19 protein-coding genes are annotated in these 22,085 nt (G+C 52.4%); 12 read left to right on the plus strand and 7 right to left on the minus strand.

Annotated elements, in window-relative coordinates; all coding sequences use genetic code 11:
- Nucleotides 1-2 precede the first annotated feature (2 nt).
- Complete coding sequence (locus EP25_RS0111430) at nt 3-1,040, plus strand: hypothetical protein (protein WP_152555635.1); 1,038 nt, start codon at nt 3-5, stop codon at nt 1,038-1,040.
- 132 nt (nt 1,041-1,172) lie between these two features.
- A complete protein-coding gene (locus EP25_RS0111435) occupies nt 1,173-2,750 on the plus strand; it encodes a sigma 54-interacting transcriptional regulator (RefSeq protein WP_031434010.1) in 1,578 nt (525 codons plus the stop codon).
- Between the two features lie 262 nt (nt 2,751-3,012).
- On the opposite strand, the gene EP25_RS0111440 is transcribed toward EP25_RS0111435, so the two are convergent.
- The 3 genes from EP25_RS0111440 to speA form a co-directional block, all read right to left on the minus strand.
- Complete coding sequence (locus tag EP25_RS0111440) at nt 3,013-3,474, minus strand: YaiI/YqxD family protein (RefSeq protein WP_031434011.1); 462 nt, start codon at nt 3,472-3,474, stop codon at nt 3,013-3,015.
- Nucleotides 3,475-3,613: 139 nt separating this feature from the next.
- Nucleotides 3,614-4,471: an NAD(P)-dependent oxidoreductase gene (locus tag EP25_RS0111445; RefSeq protein WP_031434012.1), complete on the minus strand. Its 858-nt coding sequence runs from the start codon at nt 4,469-4,471 to the stop codon at nt 3,614-3,616.
- 1 nt (nt 4,472) lies between these two features.
- Nucleotides 4,473-6,305, minus strand: a complete 1,833-nt coding sequence (speA, locus tag EP25_RS0111450) for a biosynthetic arginine decarboxylase (protein ID WP_031434013.1) — start codon at nt 6,303-6,305, stop codon at nt 4,473-4,475.
- A 79-nt stretch (nt 6,306-6,384) separates the two neighbouring features.
- Here speA and speE point away from each other — a divergent pair, with 79 nt between their 5' ends.
- The 6 genes from speE (at nt 6,385) to nth (ending at nt 12,897) form a co-directional block, all read left to right on the plus strand.
- A complete protein-coding gene (gene speE / locus EP25_RS0111455) occupies nt 6,385-7,239 on the plus strand; it encodes a polyamine aminopropyltransferase (protein WP_031434014.1) in 855 nt (284 codons plus the stop codon).
- A gap of 182 nt (nt 7,240-7,421) precedes the next feature.
- Nucleotides 7,422-7,991, plus strand: coding sequence for a MarR family winged helix-turn-helix transcriptional regulator (locus EP25_RS0111460; RefSeq protein ID WP_031434015.1), 570 nt, complete (start codon nt 7,422-7,424; stop codon nt 7,989-7,991).
- Between the two features lie 188 nt (nt 7,992-8,179).
- A complete protein-coding gene (gene ubiK, locus EP25_RS0111465) occupies nt 8,180-8,440 on the plus strand; it encodes a ubiquinone biosynthesis accessory factor UbiK (protein ID WP_031434016.1) in 261 nt (86 codons plus the stop codon).
- A 216-nt stretch (nt 8,441-8,656) separates the two neighbouring features.
- A complete protein-coding gene (locus EP25_RS0111470) occupies nt 8,657-10,165 on the plus strand; it encodes a YifB family Mg chelatase-like AAA ATPase (protein WP_031434017.1) in 1,509 nt (502 codons plus the stop codon).
- A 3-nt stretch (nt 10,166-10,168) separates the two neighbouring features.
- Nucleotides 10,169-12,172 carry a DNA helicase Rep gene (rep, locus tag EP25_RS0111475; protein ID WP_031434018.1) on the plus strand — a complete coding sequence of 668 codons (2,004 nt, stop codon included), beginning with the start codon at nt 10,169-10,171 and terminating at the stop codon, nt 12,170-12,172.
- Between the two features lie 89 nt (nt 12,173-12,261).
- Complete coding sequence (gene nth, locus EP25_RS0111480) at nt 12,262-12,897, plus strand: endonuclease III (RefSeq protein WP_031434019.1); 636 nt, start codon at nt 12,262-12,264, stop codon at nt 12,895-12,897.
- Between the two features lie 68 nt (nt 12,898-12,965).
- Here the strand turns inward: nth and EP25_RS23460 are convergent, their stop codons facing one another.
- On the minus strand, nt 12,966-13,121 hold the full coding sequence (locus EP25_RS23460) for a hypothetical protein (protein ID WP_160172723.1): 156 nt from the start codon (nt 13,119-13,121) through the stop codon (nt 12,966-12,968).
- A 24-nt stretch (nt 13,122-13,145) separates the two neighbouring features.
- Here EP25_RS23460 and EP25_RS21955 point away from each other — a divergent pair, with 24 nt between their 5' ends.
- From EP25_RS21955 to EP25_RS0111500, 3 genes are all read left to right on the plus strand, one after another.
- Nucleotides 13,146-13,898 carry an HvfA family oxazolone/thioamide-modified RiPP metallophore gene (locus EP25_RS21955; protein WP_036300495.1) on the plus strand — a complete coding sequence of 251 codons (753 nt, stop codon included), beginning with the start codon at nt 13,146-13,148 and terminating at the stop codon, nt 13,896-13,898.
- A gap of 88 nt (nt 13,899-13,986) precedes the next feature.
- Nucleotides 13,987-14,838: an HvfB family MNIO-type RiPP peptide maturase gene (locus EP25_RS0111495; RefSeq protein WP_031434021.1), complete on the plus strand. Its 852-nt coding sequence runs from the start codon at nt 13,987-13,989 to the stop codon at nt 14,836-14,838.
- Nucleotides 14,819-15,589 carry an HvfC family RiPP maturation protein gene (locus EP25_RS0111500; RefSeq protein ID WP_031434022.1) on the plus strand — a complete coding sequence of 257 codons (771 nt, stop codon included), beginning with the start codon at nt 14,819-14,821 and terminating at the stop codon, nt 15,587-15,589. Before EP25_RS0111495 ends, EP25_RS0111500 begins: the two co-directional genes overlap by 20 nt.
- Here the strand turns inward: EP25_RS0111500 and EP25_RS0111505 are convergent.
- Nucleotides 15,567-15,902, minus strand: a complete 336-nt coding sequence (locus EP25_RS0111505) for an ASCH domain-containing protein (protein WP_031434023.1) — start codon at nt 15,900-15,902, stop codon at nt 15,567-15,569. The two genes, EP25_RS0111500 and EP25_RS0111505, sit on opposite strands and share 23 nt — an antisense overlap.
- A gap of 93 nt (nt 15,903-15,995) precedes the next feature.
- On the opposite strand from EP25_RS0111505, the gene EP25_RS0111510 reads away from it, so the two are divergent.
- Nucleotides 15,996-16,436, plus strand: coding sequence for a VOC family protein (locus tag EP25_RS0111510; protein WP_031434024.1), 441 nt, complete (start codon nt 15,996-15,998; stop codon nt 16,434-16,436).
- A gap of 71 nt (nt 16,437-16,507) precedes the next feature.
- Here EP25_RS0111510 and EP25_RS0111515 read toward each other — a convergent pair whose 3' ends face one another.
- Both EP25_RS0111515 and EP25_RS0111520 read right to left on the minus strand, forming a co-directional pair.
- A complete protein-coding gene (locus tag EP25_RS0111515) occupies nt 16,508-16,927 on the minus strand; it encodes a response regulator (protein WP_031434025.1) in 420 nt (139 codons plus the stop codon).
- A complete protein-coding gene (locus tag EP25_RS0111520; RefSeq protein WP_031434026.1) occupies nt 16,920-22,046 on the minus strand; it encodes an AAA family ATPase in 5,127 nt (1,708 codons plus the stop codon). Before EP25_RS0111520 ends, EP25_RS0111515 begins: the two co-directional genes overlap by 8 nt.
- Between the last annotated feature and the right edge of the window lie 39 nt (nt 22,047-22,085).

Consider the following 22,085-nt stretch of genomic DNA (forward strand, 5'->3'; position numbering starts at 1 on the left):
ATATGAAATATTTTTTTATTTTTCCGATTTTAATTTGTTCAGCTCTAGTTCCTTGTGCAGCCATGCCAACTTCAGACGAGGTATTAAAGCTCATTGGCTTGCATAGCGATCAAATATCGAAATTAAATAGTGGAGAACCCATCTCACACGAAATAAGCGAAGAAAGCGAAAAGGAATTGGCAACCATTACAACGATTTACCTAGAATACCCTTTACACTCGGTGACTGAATTTATAAAAAACAATTATCTTTCCGTCATGCATGACAACGTTTTGGCCCATGGCAAAATTCCAGATAATGCGAGTATAGGCACATTTAAAGCTTTTTATTTTCAAGAAGCTCAAACATCTGAAGCGTTAGCCTTATTAAATGCCGAGTCGGGCGATCAATTTAATTTGTCATCAAGTGAGATAAAAGAGTTGTCTGAAATCAGAAAAAATCAACACGACGCTAAACAGCAAGATCTTCTCTTTTCGATCTCCAAAGTCTATCAAAAAATACTATACAACCGTTGGCGTCAGTACAAAGATCATGGCATCGAGGGTATTGCCGAATATTCCAGAGAAAATGAAAACGTTAAACCTGGTCTGGAATTACAAGGCGCCTTGAAAAGTTGCAAAGTCTTATCCGGCTTATTTTCCGGTTTATTCAACGATTTAAGCAATCACCCCAATCGATTTTCTTTAGGCGTTGAAGAAAGTTACTATTGGTTAAATCGAGCGCTAGAAGATAGGCCTACCGCTATATTGGGTCATCGTGTTTTTCAAGAAACACGGCAAGGGGCAATCGTTGTTGATAGGCAATTTTATGTCAGTCATTCTTATAATACTACCCACCATATATTAGGCGCAGTGCCTTACTTGAACGGAACGTTAATCTTTCACGCGGTCCGTACGTTTACCGACCAGGTTTTAGGCGTAGGCTCGATAATACGACATAATTTGGGGAGGAATTATCTAAAAGCGGAACTGATTCACCGATTGTTAAAGCTCAAACAGTCCGTAGAATGCGATCGAGGAACTGACGATAACAGATTTTAAACAAAACTATGATTCTTTATGGATTATCCAGCTTAGAAAGATGGATGCGTTAGTCAAGCCCATTTGAGCCCATGAAGTTAAAATACCATCTTTTAAGTGAGTAGTTCAGGAACAAACCCAGGAGCTTAATTTATGTCCGACAACTTATTGCCCGAGCTAAGCGCCATATCTTTCCTACAGATGTTTATTACCCAAAGCGTCAAGTTGGCGGGGCAATACAACAGTGAAAAGGGAACGGCCAACCACATCCAGGACTTGGGGTTGGCTGCCAGCAGTTATCTTGAAGCCCACGCCCGCCGTCAGTTGAGACTGCCCGGTAAAATCACCCCTGAACAATATGCGTCGATCATTACACATATCAAGAAACAAATTGGCGGCAGCTTCTCACAGGTTCCAAGCGACTCGACAGGCTGCGTATGCGTGGAAAATTTCCATTGCCCATTCGGCGAGCGCGTTAAGGAGGCTCCGGAGCTATGTCGCACCACCGCTTCGGTGTTTGGAGGCATTGCGGCCCGAAATTTCGGCTACGCAAAGGTAGTGCTCAACAAGCGCATCGCCACCGGTGACGGGAAATGTGAAGTTACAATCTATACCGATCGTGAAGCCGCCCAGATAGAAGAAGGTGATGAATATTTCAACGAGGGCGGCATGATTGTTTCGCGTTCTGCTATTGCCGAGGTTGCCGCACGCGTTTCGGAAAAAATGGCTCGAACATGGAATCCAAAGGCTGTTTCGGGTCAGAAGCGCGGATTGGATCGCCCAGAGTTAATCGCCGAATCTGAGGTGATGCGGGAAGCCTTGCAGGCAGTCGAATTGGTCGCCCCCACCACAGCCAATGTTCTGATTAACGGCGAGACCGGTGTTGGCAAAGAAGTGATCGCACGGGCCATCCACGCACTCAGCGATCGGAGCGCACAGAAATTTATCGCGGTTAATTGTGGCGCCATTCCGGAAAGCCTGCTCGAAAGTGCCTTATTCGGCCACGAAAAAGGTGCTTTTACCGGAGCGCAAGACCTCAGACGCGGGTTTTTTGAACGAGCGGAAGGGGGTACCCTTTTTCTCGACGAAATCGATAGCTTGCCGCTCCTTTCTCAAGCGAATCTACTTCGTGTCCTCCAGGAAGGCGAATTCGAGCGAGTCGGCGGCGCACAGGTTTTGTATAGCAACGTCCGTATCATAACCGCCTCGAACCGCCCCTTGGTGGAACTTGTCGACCAAGGGCGATTCCGCAAAGATCTGTATTATCGGCTTAACGTCGTTACCATCCACATATCTCCTTTGAGGGAACGCCGCGAAGATATTACTGCATTGGTCAATTATCTGTTGAAACAGATTGCCCATCGTTATGGCAAGCCGCCGAAGGTTCTGAGTAAAGAAGCCTGGCAGCAGATTATGGCCTATGAATGGCCGGGAAACGTTAGGGAGCTGGAGAATGTACTGGAACGTGCATTTTTGTTTTCACCCGGACAAATTATCATCAAGGTCAGCGTAGACGTAAGTTCTGACGGTGGTGTTTTGACGGACGAGAGAAACCTACGCAGTAAAAAACGGTTGGCCTCTAGCCAAGTAGAGACCAAAATCTTGCAAGACGCCTTAGCCAAACACAACGGCAATGTCACTGCGGTGGCCAAGGAGATCGGCATAAGCCGCCGCGCAGTACATCAGAAATTGAAACATTACAATATTGATGCCGGGGTTTTTCGGAACTGATCCTCGCCGAAGGCCATAAGGTGCGCAGAATATAGGGTGCTGCCGTCAGGCGCACCGTTCGCGATCGTTGCGCCTCGCATGGCTCGGCACAACCTATAGGCAGTCGCAAATTTTTGGGATTACGGCTGGCGGCTATAGATCGATCAACTGACGTTCGTCAGAAAAACCATCCGTCCGCTCCTGGCCAAACGGGGACAGTCATTGTCAAATTCAATTCAAACCAACTTTTAAAATTGTGTGATTATGTCAGGGTCAATACAGATCAATGGAATTTATTTACACCCTGTTGCGTCAGGAACTTATCAAATTGATTGGCGAACGCCTGGATATCGCGCGAGCTCAATGCCGCCGGCCCGCCCGTTTCCACACCTCCTGCGCGCAGCGTCTCCATTAATTCACGCATGTTTAAGCGCTCTTCGATATTATCGCGGGTATAGCGTTCGCCGCGGGGGTCGATCACATTGCCGCCTTTATCGATTACGTCGCTGGCCAGCGGAATATCCGCGCTGACAACCAAATCGCCAGGCCTCACTCTTTTAACGATTTCCAAATCGGCCTCGTCGAAGCCGGGCTCGACTTGCAAAAACTTGATGTGAGGAGAGGGCGGCGTTGTTAAATAATGATTGGCGACAAAAGTCGTTAGTGTGTGAGTGCGCTCGGCGGCGCGAAACAAAATCTCCCGAATCGCTTTCGGACAAGCATCCGCATCGACCCAAATTTGCATGATTGACTCCCTCTGAAACCTAGACCCAAGAGTAACATCGCCTATTTCCCGCGTCCATTTTCTCTATTTCTGAACAATCAACTTGTTAAAACGGAGTTGCAGGGTTAACTGCCGGCGTATTACGCAAAAGGCGTCGTCATTATTCTTTCCGTTTTAAGCGATACAACGCCGAGATATCCTCGTCGCCATGGCCCTGCGCCATCAACTTTTCGTAATCGGCCAATGTCATGTCGATCAAGGTTGTTTCGACACCGATTTGCTCCGCCATTTGCCGGCAGATCTGCAAATCCTTATGATGCAGAGCCACCTTGAAGCCCGGTTCGAAGCTGCCCTTGGTCATCGTAAGACCGCGATGCGCCAGGAACCAGTTGCCCGCCGCACCGCCGGAGATGACCTCGATAACCTTGTCCATCTGCAAGCATTGCGCTTGGCCGAATGCCAAGGCCTCGGTCACGGCCTGATTGATGCCGGCCGCCATGATCTGGTTAACCGCCTTGGTCGCCTGGCCGGAACCGGTTGGCCCCATATGGATCAAACGCGAGCTCATGCTTTCCAGCACCGGCCTGACGCGCTCCAGCGCCTGACGCTCGCCGCCCACCATCATAGCCAACGTGCCCTTGTCGGCCCCTTCGACCCCGCCGGAAACCGGCGCATCGAGAAATTCCGCCTGTTTTTCCTCTAAAATTTCCGCGGCCTCTGCGGCGGTGGCGATGCTGACGGTGGACAGGTCAACCACGACCGAACCCGGCTTGATCGTCGCGGCCACGGCCTCGACCATTGCCAACACATCGTCGTCGGCCGAGACGCAGATCAACACGACATCGACTTGCGCCGCCAGCTCTTCCGGCGTCGTATAGAGATCGATATCCAATTCGTTCACCAATTCTTGCGCCTTGTCGACGGTGCGGTTGTAAACCGCCGTCAACAGCCCCGCTTTCGCGACATTGCGGGCCATGCCCATACCCATCGCGCCCAGTCCAATGAATCCCGCTTTCATGTTATTTCTCCAGATAAGTATACGCCTTAAGGCCTGCGCTTAATTCCTGCAAATAGTTTTCTCGCTGTTCGCTGCTTAAATGGCTCTGCTGCAGCTTGGCGTAATAAGTCGATTTCAGACCATCGATATCGATGTGCACATAGTCGAATAAATCGCTGACATGCTCGCCTTCGAGAAAATCGCTGATACGGTAACCATTTTCATCCAGCTCGATATTCAGCGAATGGGTGTCGCCGAACAGATTATGCATGTCGCCGAGGATTTCCTGATAGGCGCCGAGCATAAAAAAGCCGATCAGATAAGGCTCGTCATGGATGATTGGATGAATTGGCAACGTGTTTTCGATATTCTGCTCATCGACATAATGATCGATTCGGCCGTCCGAATCGCAGGTTAAATCCTGCAGCACCGCGCGCCGTACCGGCTGTTCCGCCAGCCGGTGGATCGGCATGATCGGAAAAATCTGCTCTATCCCCCAGATATCGGGCATCGATTGGAACAGCGAGAAATTGCAGAAGACCTTGTCGGCCAGTTTTTCGTCCAGTTCCAGCAAAATTTCCCGCTGATTGTGATTGTCAGGGTCCAACCGCACCTTGATCTGGTGGCAGGCATTAATATAGTTCTTTTCCGCCTGCGCCAGTTCGGCAAGCGTCAAGTCTCCTTGCACAAACAAGGCCCTCGCCTCGGCGATATCGAACTGCACGTTATGATAAGCCTCGACGATGTTCCTTTCCGCCAAGATGGCCGCATTCATTTCGCCGTCCGCCTGTAACGATTCGACCTCGGTGACGTTGGTAATCAGTACGGCATGATGCGCGGTGATCGCGCGCCCCGACTCGGTGATGACATGCGGATGCGGCAAGTCGTTGACGGCGCAAACATCGGCGAAACTTTTGACGATATTCTCGGCGTATTCCTTCAAGCTGTAATTGATGGAACAGTCGCGCCGCGACGCGCTGCCGTCATAGTCGACGCCGAGACCGCCGCCGGCGTCTACCGTGGTGATATTGGCGCCCAGTCGCCGCAATTGCAAAAAGAACTGCCCCGCCTCTTTCAAGGCCAGCTTGATGTCGTGAATGTTGGCGATCTGCGAGCCCATGTGAAAATGCATCAGTTGCAGACAATCGAGCATGTCGGCCTGTTTCAGACGCTCGATCAACTGCAGCACCTCGTTGGCATGCAGGCCGAATTTGGATTTTTCGCCGCCGCTATTTTGCCATTTACCGGCGCTGATGGTCGATAAGCGCACGCGTATGCCCACCTGGGGTTGCACTTGCAGCTTGTCCGCCTCCTCGAAAATCAACTCCAGCTCGGACGGTTTCTCGATGACGATATAGACGGTCTGCCCCATTTGCCGGCCGATCAAGGCCATGCGGATATAGGCCCGGTCCTTGTAGCCGTTGCAGACAATCACGCCGCCGCGGGGAGCCATGCCCAGAATCGCCAACAACTCGGGCTTACTGCCCGCCTCCAGGCCGATATGTTCGGCGGCAACGATGTTTTCCACCACCGTACCCTGTTGATTGACCTTGATCGGATAAACGGGGGTGTAGCCGCCATTGTAGCCATGCTGGCGGCAGCTTTCATCGAAGGCCTGCTGCAATTTTCCAATCCGATCGCGCAGGATATCGGGAAAACGCAACAGCACCGGGAACGATAATTTCTTGTCCTGTAACGATCGCGCGATCTCGAACAAATCGATTACGTTGTCGCAATCGGCCCGGGGCTTGACGCAAACATGTCCTTGACTATTGATGGAAAAATAATCTTTGCCCCAATGTTGCACCGCGTAAACCTCCGCGGATTGTTCAATCGACCATGGTTGAGAACTCACTTTGTCATCCTGCTATGCTAAATTAGCGAAAATTTTAATATAATGCTGGCCATTCTTTTACCTTTTTCTGGAATCCGCAATGCTTGACGCTACACAATGGTTTACCGAACAATGGCTGCCCGACGGATCGGCGTTTTCTCTGAAGATCAAACGCAAACTGCACGAGGAACAATCCGATTTCCAGCACCTGGAAATCTATGAGACAGAAAATTTCGGCAATCTGATGGTGATCGACGGCTGCGTGATGCTGACCAGCCGCGACAATTTCTTCTATCACGAAATGATGAGCCATCCGGCCCTGTTTACCCATCCCGACCCGAAAAAAGTCTGGATCATCGGCGGCGGCGACTGCGGCACGTTGAAGGAAGTGCTGAAACATCCCGGCGTCGAGGAAGTCGTGCAAATCGACATCGACGAGCGCGTCACCCGCCTCGCCGAACAGTATTTCCCGGAGCTATGCGAATCCAACGACGACCCGCGCGCGCAATTGAAATTCATCGACGGCATCAAATGGGTCAAGGATGCCGAGCCCGGTAGCGTCGATTTGATCATCGTCGACAGCACCGACCCGGTCGGCCCGGCGGAAGGACTTTTCAGCAAGGACTTCTATCGCGACTGCCATCGCAGCCTTAGCGAACACGGCATGGTTATTCAGCAAAGCGAATCGGCCCTGTATCATCTAAAATTACTGGGCGAAATGCGCGAAGCGATGAGCGCGGCCGGATTCGGCCATCTGCAGACCCTGTTTTTCCCGCAATGCGTTTATCCGTCAGGCTGGTGGAGCGCGACCATCGCCGGCAAGTCGGATCTGTCCGCTTTCCGCGAACAGGATGCGGCCGACAAGTCGTTCGCTACCGTCTATTACAACAGCGACATCCATAAAGCCAGCCTGGCGCAGCCGGAATTTTTCAAGCAGGCGATGGGAGCGAAATAATCGCCGGCAGGAACCGGTGCCGGCATGGCGCGAATCAAACTCATGAAAAATTTGGCAAGACGGGAACTCGCCTTGGCCGCTCCCGTCGAACAATCAACCCAAGAACGGACGAGCCCGGAATCAAGCAGTTAACTTCGGCCGATATTACGTCACCTTGGCATGACTTGTGCTAAAATTTCTCCATGCATGAATTAGACACCTTTAAATTGATCGAACGCATCAGCACGCTAATGCGTTCGGAAGAACGCAAGAAATACGCCGCTATCGGCCTGCAACCGGTCCACGGCCAAGTATTGGAATACTTGGCGAAATGCAACCGACACAGCAATACGCCGGCGGCTGTGACCGAATATCTGGGTTCGACCAAGGGCACGGTTTCGCAATCGATTCAGGTACTGGAACGCAAGCAATATATCGAAAAAGTCCCCGATCCCGACGACCGCCGCGTCGTGCATCTGATTTTGACCGAACAAGGGGAAAAAGTGATCGCCGGCCTGAAACCGCTGCAGGTCTTTGCCGAGGCCGAACAGCAGGTCACGTCACAGCAATTCGATTCGATCGGCACGGCCTTGAATGTGACGCTGTCGGCCTTGCAAAGAGCCAATAATTCGAAGAGTTTCGGTCTGTGTCGAACGTGCGACTATTTCACCGAGGTGGACCACCACTTTCATTGCCAATTGACCCAATTGCCATTGGAACAGACCGACACCGATAAAATTTGCCGGGAACATAAGTCCTCCCGAGAGGATTAACGCCTGTGAACTGCCGATTACTCGGTATTTCCCGAAGCAGAGTGGAACATATGCCACATCGATCACGACCCAGTGCCCGAAGTGTAAAGGCCAAGTAATAGTTGCATTTCCCTTGCTCAAGCGTCGAAAATAATCCCGGATAGGCCTATTCAGGGCTCCCCATAACTTTAAACCATATAGAGACGACCATGTTTGACCCGAAAGCTATCGATGATATCGCCAACCGTTTAGCCGGCGCCGTTCCGCCGGGTTTCAGCAACCTGAAGGAAGACATGGAAAAAAACTTCCGCGCCATTCTGCAAGGAGCACTGGGCAAGCTAGACTTAGTCAGCCGCGAGGAATTCGAAGTGCAAAAGGCCGTGTTAGCGAAAACCCGCAGCAAACTCGAAGATCTTGAAAAACGCGTCGCGGCGATGGAGCAACCGTTGAACCAACATCAGGGCGAGTAAACCCATAGTATTCAGCGTGGGGCCTTGCTCTATCGCCGAACATAATGTTTGGCCTCCCAAAGCCCACCGGAAAACGAACAAAGCGCCAGCGTATTCCGCATCATTTTGTTGGACGGTCGCGCGACGAGGTATTTAACCTAATTCTGCCAACGTGTTATTCGAGGATATTTTTACCAATCCTAAAACACGAACCGAAACCTGTGTAACCATTGGATCATGTCACTCGCCATCGTTTATAGCCGCGGCCGCTCCGGCATCGATGCACCACAGGTCAGCGTCGAGGTCCATGTCAGCAACGGTCTACCGTCATTGAGCATCGTCGGCCTGCCGGAAACGGCGGTCAAGGAGAGCAAGGACCGCGTGCGTGGCGCAATCTTGAATTCTCACTTCGAATTTCCGATCCAACGCATCACGATCAACCTGGCCCCGGCCGATCTGCCCAAAGAAGGCGGCCGCTTCGACCTGGCCATCGCCCTCGGCATCCTGGCCGCTTCCGGACAAATCCCCAAAGAGGCGCTGGAACGCTGCGAATGCATCGGCGAATTGTCGTTAGGCGGTGAACTGCGCGCAATTAGCGGCGCGTTGCCGGTCGCCATGCCATGTCGCGATGCCGGCCGGCAATTGATCCTGCCGCGCGACAATCTGGCCGAAGCGGCATTGATCAAGCAAACCGAACTGATCCCAGCCGACAGCCTCTTGGAGGTATGCGCCCATTTAAGTGGTCAGCAGCCAATCGGCGCGACCGTCGCCCAGGGAGACTGCGAGCCTTATGCTTATCCGCTGGATTTCGCCGATGTGCATGGACAATTCCATGTCAAACGGGCACTCGAGATCGCCGCCGCCGGGGCCCATAATCTATTGATGCTGGGCCCGCCCGGCACCGGCAAATCGATGCTCGCTTCGCGCCTGCCGAGCATTCTCCCCGACCTGACCGAGCGGCAGGCCCAGCAAAGCGCAGCGATCGCGTCGATCAGCGACCAGGGGCTCGATATCGCCCATTGGCGCCGGCCGCCATTCCGCGCCCCCCACCATACCGCTTCGGCGGTCGCATTGGTCGGTGGCGGCAGCAACCCGAAACCGGGCGAAATCTCGCTGGCGCATAACGGTACGCTGTTTCTCGACGAACTGCCGGAATTCGACCGGCGTGTGCTGGAAGTTCTGCGGGAACCGCTGGAGACCGGCCACATCACCATTTCCCGGGCCAATCGCCAGGCGGATTTTCCGGCCAGCTTTCAACTGATCGCGGCGATGAATCCCTGCCCTTGCGGTTACCTGGGCGATTCCTCCGGCCGTTGCCACTGCACTTCCGAACAAATCAACCGCTATCGCGGCCGTATCTCCGGGCCTTTGCTGGACCGTATCGACATGCATCTGGAAGTCCCCAGGGTGGCTTTGGACGTATTGCGTCGGGGCGCTCCGGAGGGCGAGGAAACGAGCGCGACGATCAAAGCCCGGGTCGTCAACGCTCGCGATATTGCTTTGGCTCGTTGCGGCAAAACCAATGCCCGCCTGAGCGCGGCCGAAATCAAACGATTCTGCGCCTTGAGCGACGCCAGCCATAACCTGCTGGAACAAGCGCTGGAAAAATTCGGCCTGTCTCATCGCGCCTATCACCGCATCCTGAAACTGGCCCGAACCATTGCCGACCTGGATGATAGCCCTAACATCGAGATCCCCCATTTAAGCGAAGCCATCGGCTACCGCAAACTGGACCGTAGCGTTTAATTTATGGCCAAATTGAATCCGCAACAGCTCGCCGCTGTGAAAACCATCGATCGCCCGTTATTGGTACTGGCCGGGGCCGGCAGCGGCAAAACCCGTGTCATCACCGAGAAGATCGCCTATCTGGTACAACAAGGCCTTCCAGCCCGCCATATCGCCGCGCTCACCTTCACCAACAAGGCTGCCAGGGAAATGAAGGAACGGGTGGCGCGCCTGCTGAGCGACTCGCAAAGCCGCGGACTCAGGGTCTCCACCTTCCATTCGCTGGGCCTGGACATCCTGCGCAAGGAACATAAAACGCTGGGCTACAAATCCGCCATCACATTGTTCGACGAACAAGACAAACTGAGTTTGCTGCGCAACCTGATCGGCCACTCTCCCAAGGATTACGATATCGATGCCGTGGAAAATTACAACTGGCAGATCGGCCAATGGAAAAACGCCTTCGTCACGCCGGAACAGTCGCTCGCCACCGCCTCCGCCGACACGCTGCCGGCGGCGCGGCTTTATAACGACTTCAACCGCAGCCTGAAGGCCTATAACGCGGTCGATTTCGACGACTTGATTCTGCTGCCGGTCCTGTTGTTCCAACAAGATGCCAAGACCCTGGAAAAATGGCAGAACCGCATCCGTTACCTGTTGGTCGACGAATACCAGGACACCAATACCACGCAATACCAGTTGGTAAGGCTGCTGGCCGGCAACCTGGGACGCTTCACCGTGGTCGGCGACGACGACCAATCCATATACGCCTGGCGCGGCGCCCAACCGGAAAACCTGGCGCAATTGCAGAAAGATTACAGCCGGCTACAGGTCATCAAGCTGGAGCAAAACTACCGCTCCACCGGCCGGATATTGAAGGTGGCCAACCACCTGATCGCCAACAACCCCCACGCATTCGAAAAGAAGCTATGGAGCAGCCTGGGTTTCGGCGAGCCCCTCAGGGTATTGAGCCATAAAAACGATATCGCCGAAGCCAAGCAGATCGTCTCCGAGATCATCCATCACAAATTTCGCCACGGCAATCAGTATTCCGACTACGCCATCCTTTATCGCGGCAACCATCAATCGCGTTTGTTCGAACGCGGTTTACGGGAAAACAACGTACCTTATTTCATCAGCGGCAGCACCTCGTTTTTCGCCTATGCGGAAATCAAGGACATTCTTGCCTACCTGCGACTGATCGCGAACCCCGACGACGATGCCGCCTTTTTGCGTATCATCAATACGCCGCGCCGCGAAATCGGGCCGAACACGTTGGAAAAACTGGGCGATTACGCCAACGAACGCCATATCAGCCTGTTCGCCGCCTGCACCGAATTCGGCCTGCAACAGCGTTTGCCGGAGAAGGCGCTGCAACGGCTGCATAAATTTTGCCAATGGATCGGGGAGACCGCCGAACGCATCGAACGCGAAGACACCTTCGCCGTGATTCACGACATGATCAAGCAAATTAATTACGAACAGTGGCTGCAGGAAAATAGCAAGACTCCGGCTGCGGCGGAGCGCAAAATCGGCAATGTCTACGAGCTGATCGAATGGCTGCAGCGCATGGCCGAAAAGGAACCGGACGAGGACCGGTCGCTGGCGGACATCATCGGCAAGATCATGCTGATGGACATACTCGAACGCAACCAGGAGCAGGAGGCCGGCGACCAGGTCAGCCTGATGACTCTGCATGCCTCGAAAGGCCTGGAATTTCCCCATGTGTTCCTGATCGGCATGGAGGAAAACCTGCTGCCGCACCAAAACAGCATCGAAACCGACAATATCGAGGAAGAACGCCGCCTGGCCTATGTCGGCATCACCCGCGCCCAGCAAAGCTGTACTTTCAGTTACTGCACGCACCGTAAACGCTATGGCGAAATGAGCGAATGCGAACCTAGCCGTTTTTTGAGCGAATTGCCGGAAGAAGACCTGGAATGGGCCAACAAGAAACAGTTGGACCCGGAAGTGGCCAAGGAACGCGGCAAGGCAAGTCTGGCGCATTTGAAGAATATGTTGGCATAACAATAATTAACGGCGACGACACTCATTCATTTCGGCCGTCGTACATGCTGCGCCCGGCACGACCTACTCTCAATTTGCAATAACAGGACATGAACAAAGAAAAACGTCTGGCCATTTTCGACCGCTTGGCCGAAGCGATACCCGAACCGACCACCGAACTGAACTACAGCACCCCGTTCGAACTATTGATTGCCGTGGTGCTGTCCGCCCAGGCCACCGACAAGGGAGTCAACAAGGCGACCGCTAAATTGTTTCCGGTCGCCAATACGCCGCAAGCCATCTTGGAGCTAGGCGAGGATGGGCTGAAGGAATATATTAAAACCATCGGCCTGTTTAACAGCAAAGCCGCGAATATCATCAAACTTTGCCAAACTATATTGGAGAAGCACCACGGCGAAGTTCCGCAAACGCGTGAGGACCTCGAGGCATTGGCCGGTGTCGGCCGAAAAACCGCTAACGTCATCCTGAACACGGCCTTCGATCATCCTACCATCGCCGTCGATACGCATATCTTCCGGGTTTCCAACCGGACCCGAATCGCCCCCGGCAAAACGGTGTTGGAGGTGGAACGGAAACTGGAAAAATGGGTCCCCAAACAACATAAAAAAGATGCCCATCATTTGTTGATTCTGCACGGCCGCTATACCTGCATCGCGCGAAAGCCGCGCTGCCAAAGCTGCGTAATTGCCGACCTGTGCGAGTATAAAGACAAAACAGCGGATTAATGCGCGCCCTGATTGGATGAACCTTTTATTTTCCTGTATAGTCCTAAGGGCTTTCACGCTTACAATATTTAGTAGAGATGGTTCGCTAACGGTAAACAGGCCTTGTCCCTGTTTAAGCCGGAACCGGCTAAAGCATCGGTCTTGTCCCCGATGATACGTTTGTCATGCAAATAACCCATAATTCCATTTAAAGCATTGGACGCGTTTTTATCTGCTTCTTTCATAAAAACCAACAAAGAGGATTACTAATGAATAAAATGTCTAAAACTCCTTTAGCTGCGGCGATGGGAACCGCACTGGTCACGTCCTTATCCGCGTCCTCGGCACAAGCCGAGTCCAATCCTTTTGCAATGTCCGAACTGGACAACGGTTATATGCAATTAGCCGAGTCGAACCCCGGCTATACCGTCAAACCCTTCTCCAAGTCCGGAACTAAGGCCAAGGAAGCCAGCTGCGGCGAGGGCCAATGCGGCGCCATGATGGAAAACGGCAAAATGAAGAAAGGCATGGAGAATTCCTGCGGCGCGATGATGAAAGGCAAGGAAGGCGCCTGTGGCATGGGCGAGACCAAGCCCAAAACTTCCGAAGGGAAATGCGGCGAAGGCAAGTGCGGCGACATGATGGAAAACGGCAAGATGAAGAAAGGCATGGAAAATTCCTGTGGCGCGATGATGAAGGGCAAGGAAGGGTCCTGTGGCATGGGAATGGGCGGCATGAAGGGCAAGCAAGACGAAGGGATGAAAGGCGGTGAAATGTCTTGCGGCGGCATGATGAAACGTAAAGGGATGCAGGGCGGTATGAAAGGAGGCGAGATGTCCTGCGGTGGCATGATGAAAGGCATGCAGGGCGGCATGAAAGGAGGCGAGATGTCCTGCGGCGCCATGATGAAAGGCATGCAAGGCGACAAGAAAGGGGGCGAGATGTCCTGCGGCGCCATGATGAAAGGCGGTGAAATGTCCTGCGGCGCCAAGGTCGACCCGGATAAAGCGGCCGGCGAATAACCGCCTCTTTTATTTCTTGTAAATCGAACCAGTCGGGGCATGAAATGGCCGATTTCACGCCCCGACATTGAAACAGTAAGGTGTTCTTATGGACACGTGTCAAAATCTCGTTCACGATGCCGGCCTGGGTTTGCGCCGGTCTTTTCTCAGCGAAGTTATCGAACATCCGCCGGAAAACGTGGCTTTTTACGAAGTCGCGCCGGAAAACTGGATGACTATCGGCGGCAAACTCGGCAAACAATTCCGCGCCATGACGGAACGCTGCCCTTTTGTCTGCCATGGCCTTTCATTGTCGATAGGCAGCAGCGATCCGCTGGACGAAGACTTCGTTCGTGCGGTCAAAAATTTCATGCGAGCGCATGGAATCAAATTTTATAGCGAACATCTCAGTTACTGCAGCCATGAAGGCCATCTGTACGACCTGATGCCGATACCGTTCACGAGCGATGCGGTCAAGCATGTCGCGGCCCGCATCAGGCGGGTGCAAGACATCCTGGAACAGAAAATCGCCATCGAGAATGTTTCCTATTACGCCGCTCCCGGCCGGGAAATGGATGAAATCGACTTTTTCAATGCCGTGGTCGAGGAAGCCGATTGCGAGGTACTCATCGACATCAATAATATCTATGTCAACAGCGTCAATCATGGCTATGACGCCGAAGCGTTTCTGCGCGCGATTCCGGCAAAACGCATCGCTTATGCCCATATCGCCGGCCATTATGTCGAGGCCGACGATTTTCTGGTCGACACCCACGGCGCCGAGGTGATCGATCCGGTGTGGAAACTGCTGGGTAAGGCTTATGAACTCTACGGCGTCTTTCCGGCCTTGCTGGAACGCGACTTCAATATCCCGCCGTTAGACGTGTTGTTGAAAGAAGTCGACACCATCCGCGCCATTCAAAAGGCCTGGGGAAATCAGCATGAACAACGCTCAGCCTAAATCGGATTTCAAAAACAAGCAGGCCGAATTCGCCGCCTTTATTCGCGATCCGGCCAACAATCCTTGCCCGGCCGATGTCAAACGGCAGCGCATGGCGACTTATCGCGAACTGTTCTTCAATAATGTCGACAGCTTCCTGAGCAGCAATTTCCCGGTACTGCGGAAAATACTGGACGACCGGCAATGGTTCGAACTAGCCCAGGATTTTTTCAGCAGCCACGCCTGCCGTTCGCCGTATTTTTCCGAAATACCGGAAGAATTTCTGGATTTTCTGCAAAACGAACGCAACGATCCGGACGATTACCCTTTCCTGCTTGAATTGGCGCATTACGAATGGGTCGAGATGGCGCTCTCCATCGCCCAGGATCATATCGAACCGCCCGAAAGCGGCTTTGGTGAGAATTTATTGCGGCATCATATTGCTCTGTCGCCGCTGGCCTGGCCGCTGGCCTATCAATTTCCGGTACAACAAATTTCGCCGCAATTCCTACCGGAACAACCGCCCGAGCAACCGACTTATCTGGTGGTTTATCGCGACTACGATGACGAGGTGCATTTTCTGCAGATCAATGCGATGACCTTCTCGCTGCTGCAGCGAATCCAACAAAGCAACGGCGTTTTGACCGATGCGTTGCTGACTCGATTCGCGCAAGAGCTGGGCCACCCCAACCCGGCGGCCGTTAAGGAAGGCGGTCTGCAGATTTTGCGCGAGATGGCCGCTAAGGGAATCATTGTTCCTCAATGCGACTGAAATAGTGCACCCAAACCGGATGGTCTTCATTCCAGTCCATGCCGGCATGCATTTTTAAAATCAAATCGCGGTAAAACGCCATATTGGGATAGCCTTCCGCGCGGGCGTCTTCATCGGTCATCTCGCCCAGTAGCTGTCTGGTTACGGCCGTCACCTTAAACGTCACCCCTTCCAATTGGAAAGTTTCACCCGGATAGGCATAGAGGCCGTCCCGCCGTTGTTGGTTTTTGCGTCCGGCCAGGGCGGCCTCGACCAATTTAGGATGGCGAATCAAACGGTCTATTTCACAGGTTTTCTCGGGATACTCGGTCATTGTTTTCGTTGTCTTCTCGGGTTAAAGTAATCGTTCTCGATAAATCGTTGAAGTCTAAACATAGCAGAAAATTTTTAAGCAATCGTAAATAATATGCGCTACTTACATACTATGGTCCGGGTCAAGGACCTGGATGAATCCCTGGATTTCTATTGCAATAAATTAGGGCTGGTGGAAACCCGCCGGATGGAAAGCGAAGCCGGACGTTTCACCCTGGTCTACTTGTCGGCACCGCTGGATAAGGAGAATGCCGAGAAGGTCCAGGCGCCGGAACTGGAACTGACTTACAACTGGGACCCCGAAGACTATGACGGCGGACGTAATTTCGGTCATTTGGCCTATGAGGTCGACGATATTTACGCCATTTGCCAGAAATTGATGAATGCCGGTGTCACCATTAACCGCCCGCCACGCGATGGTTGGATGGCTTTCATCCGTTCTCCGGACAATATCTCGATCGAGTTGTTGCAAAAAGGCGAAAAACTGGAGCCACAGGAGCCTTGGGCATCGATGAAGAATAGCGGTAGCTGGTGACATTGGGATGAACGCAAGCGACGGGTAGCGGCTTTATCGCCGCTACCCGTCGCCCTAGCAGAAAGGCAATATTACGCGCTATCCTGTTCGCTGTTGCGCGTCCAATAGGGCGCCAGTACCTGAATGGATGCCAGAAACTGGTCATAATCTGCCGGTTTAAGAATATAGCCCGAAATCCCCTTCATGAATGCCTGGTCGACGTCTTGCTGTTCTTTCGACGAGGTAATCATGACGACGGGAATGGCCTTGAACAAGGCATGCTCCTTGACGATGTCGAGGCATTCCAGCCCGTTCATTTTCGGCATGTTGATGTCCAATAAAATGACGCAAGGCAAGCCCTTTGTGGGCTGTTTTAAATAAGCGAGCGCTTCCTCGCCGTTATTGACGACCACCAATTCATTTTGCACCGCCAATTGCCGGAAGGCACGTTTGACCGTCATCACATCGACCAAGTCATCTTCGACCAATAGAATAGGTTGAATTTTATTCATCTTTTATTGTTATTATTTTCGGGATGGTAAACAAAATCGAGCATCCCTGCCCCGCTTCGGACTCTATCCAGATCTTTCCGCCCCAACTATCGACAATTTTTTCGATCAAACTCAGGCCAATGCCGGTGCTTTGACTCTGATCCTTGGGCTGCAAGGTTTGGAACAACTGGAACACTTTTTCCTGATATTTCTTGTCGATTCCAGGCCCGTTGTCGGCGACACAAAATCGCCAATAATCCCTCTCCTCCCGACAACTGACTTCGACCAACCCCTGCTCCTTATCGTTGTATTTAACCGCATTATCGAGCAAGTTCTGGAAAATCTGATACAGTCTGACTTTCTCCCCCTTTATAACAGGTAAGGGCGGCCTTATGCGAATTTTTATTTTTTCCGGCGGCGAGATGAGTTGAATCACATCCTCGACCAATTGACCGACATCGACCGGTTCGAGCATGTCCCTGACCCTTCCCACCCGCGAATACTGCAGGATGCCATCGATCATTTCGTGCATGCGTTTGGCCCTGCCCCTGAGCAAAGCCATCTGCTCCCTCCCCTCCTCATCGAATTGCCCAGCATAGTCCTCTTCAAGCCATCCTGCCAATTGATTAATCGCCCGCAGCGGCGCCTTCAAATCGTGCGATACCACGTAAGCAAAATTTTTCAGCTCTTCATTGGCCCGGTACAGCTCATCGGTTCTTTCCTGGACTCGTTTCTCCAACTCCTTATTCAACGATTCGATTTCCCATTGGCTTTGTTTCATATCCCGAACCAGCCGGGTATTCTGTAACGCAATGGCCGCCTGCGCCGTCAACAGTTTGGTGAGTTCCACTTGTTCGCGGGTGAAAACGGCTTTAATCAGTTTGTTTTCCAAATAAAGCACGCCCAATACGGTTTGCTGAATCAACAGCGGCATACACAAAATCGACTTCAATTGCAGCTGTTGCACGGTCTCGTCCGTCATGAAATCGCCCTCGTCACAAGCGTTTTCCAACACCAACATCTCGCGGGTACGATAAACATAATTGACGACGGCCCAACTCAAGCTGGTGGTATCGAGGTTACCTTCTTCGCTGATTTCCACTTCCACCTGGTCGCGTTTGATGCCCCGTGCGACGACTTGCAATTGTTGTTCGGCCAGAACAAAATACCCGGTGCGGGCGCCTAATCGTTCCATGACCGATTTCAATATCGTGCTGAGCAACAGATTGAGATCCAATTGCTGGGTAATCGCCCGAGTCGCCTGCAACAGATAATTGACATCGAGCATTAACGCTAGCGACTGCTCCGCATCGCCCTGTTCCTCTTGTAAGGACAGGGAATATCGTTCCTGCAATTGGCGATATTTCGCCATGGCGGAACAACGATAGTAATCCCTGGCCGCCTGGAGCAGGTGCATGCCGGCCTGGTCATGCCGATGTCGGATATAAAGTTGGCCGAGACGTTCCTTGAGATAGGCTTGCAATAATGTATATTCCTGTTCGACCGCCCGATCCAGCGCATCGAGGCAATAGCGCCGACAATTACTGAAATCGTCTTGGTGGAAGGCTTGCTCCATCGACATGAACAAGCGATAAGGTTGCAAAATAGGGCCCAGTGCCGCCCAACTCTCGACCTGTTCGGTACACTCCCGTAATATACGTTCCTCGTCTACGGACGGCTGGGAATACAAACGCAGTCCATTGACGTAACGAAAGACATACCACAAGCGATTGAGAATATTGTCGCTCAATCCCCGTAAGTAGGGCCGGGCCCGTTCCAAAGCTTGCTCCGCCTTACGGAAATTGCCGAGATAATGATGGCTGATGCCCTTTAATGTATAGTAACCGCCGATCGACACGACATGCTTGTCCAGTTCCCATTTCGCCAACATCGCCGCGATATCCGCTTCCGTATAACTGGCCTCACCATTGACCATCGGATCGCACCAACCGGCCACGGCGCTTTGCGCCAATCCCAGCGATAACGACAAATTGAATTTCTCCGAAAAAGCAATGCATTCGGCGGCAATTTCACCGACCTGGTCGAGATGTTTGCCCTGATGGATCAAATGCCAAATATACGGTCCGTAGGACAAACCGGCATTGTACAAGTCACCGCACCCCTTACCCCGATGAATGTTCTTGCGACATTGCTCGATGATATATTCGGAGCCGCGGCGGTTGTGCATGTTGGTCCATAAAATGCCGTTAATGCCCTTGGTCGCGCCGAAGGTGTCGGGATAGCGCTCGGACAGCGCCAGACCCAGGTCTTCGTAGCGGAACGACATTTCATAACGGCCCTGGCGTTGCAGGTACAAACCGACCATCGAAAAACCGTAAATGACCGTCTCGTCGACGCCGCCGGCCAGACAGTTTTGGGTCGACTGAATCGCCGCCAGATATAACTGCGGCACCATGCCGGCCAGATAATAATCGGGGATCAATTCGCTGTAGATGCCGGTCTCAATGCGCGTGGCTCGATCGCCGCTGGGCCTGATATCTAAAATTTGCTGCCAAACATCCTGATTGTCATGATGAATCTGCTCGATGATTTGCGCGGACTTGGTCAACGCCTCGTCATCGTCCTCTGGAATTGCGCGCCCGAAAAGTCTCAGGCCGCGATTGCCCAGTTCGATGGCTTGCTTGAATTTCCCCATCGAGGACAAGCCCGTCGTTTGTTCGTATAAACAATCGACCCGGTCGAGGTCGCTTTTTGCCTCCTCGATCAAAATATTGAGAATCTGCTCGGATTCCGGTTGATATCCCAGGGCCATTTCGGTGCGGGCCAAATATTTATGCAAGCTGAACAGAAACTCGTAGTGCTTATCCCAGGACAAATGCCGGGAGAGTTCACGGCTCTGGGAAAAGAAAAAATTGGCGTTTTCCATCGCCAGGGCTTTCATCGCCATGATCCCGGCATGGTAATTTAACCGAGCTTCGCGCAGTCGCTGTGCGTCGCTTTGGTGTTCGGGTCGTCCCTCATACAAATGTTCGACGATGCTGAACAAATTCGGCAAGTTTTCCAAATCGGCCTGGGGCGGAATGGCCTTGAGCAACGCCTCGGCGATTTGCTGGTGCACCTGTCGTTTCATGTCGCGGTCCATGAAGCTTTCCGCGGCCGCCTGCACCTGATCGTGAAAGAACAGGATTTGCTCCTTTTCCCGCAGCAGAATATTGTCGGCGAAACAAGCCGCCAGGGATTGATATAAATCGGCTAACGGCATGGCGGCGGCCAGGGCCAGCTCTTCGGCCTCGAAGCGAGCCCCCAGGCAAGCGGCGGTCGACACCAATTGCCGCGTACCGGTATCGAGCTTGGCGATCTTGTCCTTGAACAAATCCAGCGCCGACTCCGGCATGTCCGTATGGCGCAATTGCGCTTCGTCCCAAACCCAAACGCCGTCCTCGGCTAAATGTAAATGGCGGTAATCATGTAACCAACGCAAACTTTCGTTAACGAACAGCGGGTTACCTCCCGAGGTCTGGAAAATCACCTCGGCCAAGGCTTCCGTTCGGGAAGGGTAGGTATTTAGGATGTAAGCCGTCATCAGGTTTACTTCCGGCAAGCCCAGGGCATGCAAACGGATTTCCTGTAACGGGCGATTTTTTTGCCGGATTTTATTGATCAGCGCGGTCAATCGATGACTGCCGTCCACTTCGTTATGGCGATAAGCGCCAATCCAGAACAGATAGGGATAATCCAGCGGATTGTCGAACAATCGTTCCAGCAGATCGAACGTGGCGCCATCGCACCATTGCAGATCATCGATAAACAGCGTCACAGGATGTTCCTGACTGGCCAATGCCGCAATAAGTTTCCCCGCCACATCGTTGAAACGGTTACGAGCCTCCACCGGAGGCAAGTCGGCAACCGGCGGTTGCGGTCCGATGATCAATTCCAACTCCGGTAGCAGATCGATCATGAGTTGGGCATTTTCTCCCAATTGCGCGGAAATTCTGCTGTTCCAGTAACGGATTCTTTCGTCGTCCTCGGTCAGAAAAGTCTTGATCAACCCGGTTAATGCCTGAATTAACGTACTGTAAGGAATATGCTTCTTGAATTGGTCGAATTTCCCCGAGCAAAAATAGCCGGCATGGGAAACAATCGGTAATTGCAATTCCTGGATCAAACGGGTCTTGCCGATACCCGACAATCCGGAGATCAGCGCAGCCCTGAAGACGCCGCTGCAGGCTTTGTTAAACTCTTCCAATAACAGTTTCTTTTCTTGGTCGCGGCCGACCATCAAGGAAGGGATGGTAATCCGGTTACTGTAATCCTTTTGCTTTAGGGTAAAACGGCTGATATGCCGATGTTGCCGCCAATCCTCAAGGCATTGTTGGATATCGGCGGCCAACCCGGAAGCAGTCTGATATCGTTTTTCCGGCGCTTTGACCAATAATTGTGTCACGATATTGCTCAACATCTTGGGCACCGCAGGATTGACTCGATTAACCGGGGTCGGAGTCTCGGCCAAATGCGAATGAATGATGGCAATCGGGTCCTTAAACAAAAACGGCGGCTTGCCAACCAGTAACGCGTAAAAAATCATACCCAATGAATACAGATCGGTGGAATAAGTCACCGAATACTTGATCCTGCCGGTCTGTTCGGGCGATAAATAAGGCAAGGTCTGTGATCGGAAATGATCGTGATAGATAAAATGGCTGATTTGATTAATGTCCAACACACGAACATCATCGATAATCTGTACCTGCAAGCTGACCGAGTCGAGCAAGATATTGGAGGGTTTGATGCTTTTATGGATATGTCCGGCCCGATGCCGCAGTTCTATCTGCGCGCAAAGAGATAGCATTATCCCCAGTATCGCTTCCAATCCCGGTGCGGCATTGTCCTGCAACCATTGCGTCAGGGTTTGCCCTTCCCACCAGGGTTGCAGCAGGCACAAGATTTCACTATCTGCCTGCAACACGGTTGGCACCGGCACATCCTGCAATCCCAGTTCCGTTAAGTGTTCGACCTGCTGAATTAGATAGGCCGCCAACTCGTCGTTACTGAACCGGTTATTGATTCTCTTGACGACAACCGGATCGTTCCTTTGACCATGAGGAAATGCCTTATAGACCTCGGCATGCATACTGGCTCCCAAAGATTTAACAATCCGATAATTCAACAGTTCTTTCATCTTTACGTAACTATTAATTGATACTATGGGCGGTTGGAA

Origin of the sequence: Methylomarinum vadi (assembly GCF_000733935.1) — a bacterium.
Lineage (GTDB): Bacteria > Pseudomonadota > Gammaproteobacteria > Methylococcales > Methylomonadaceae > Methylomarinum > Methylomarinum vadi.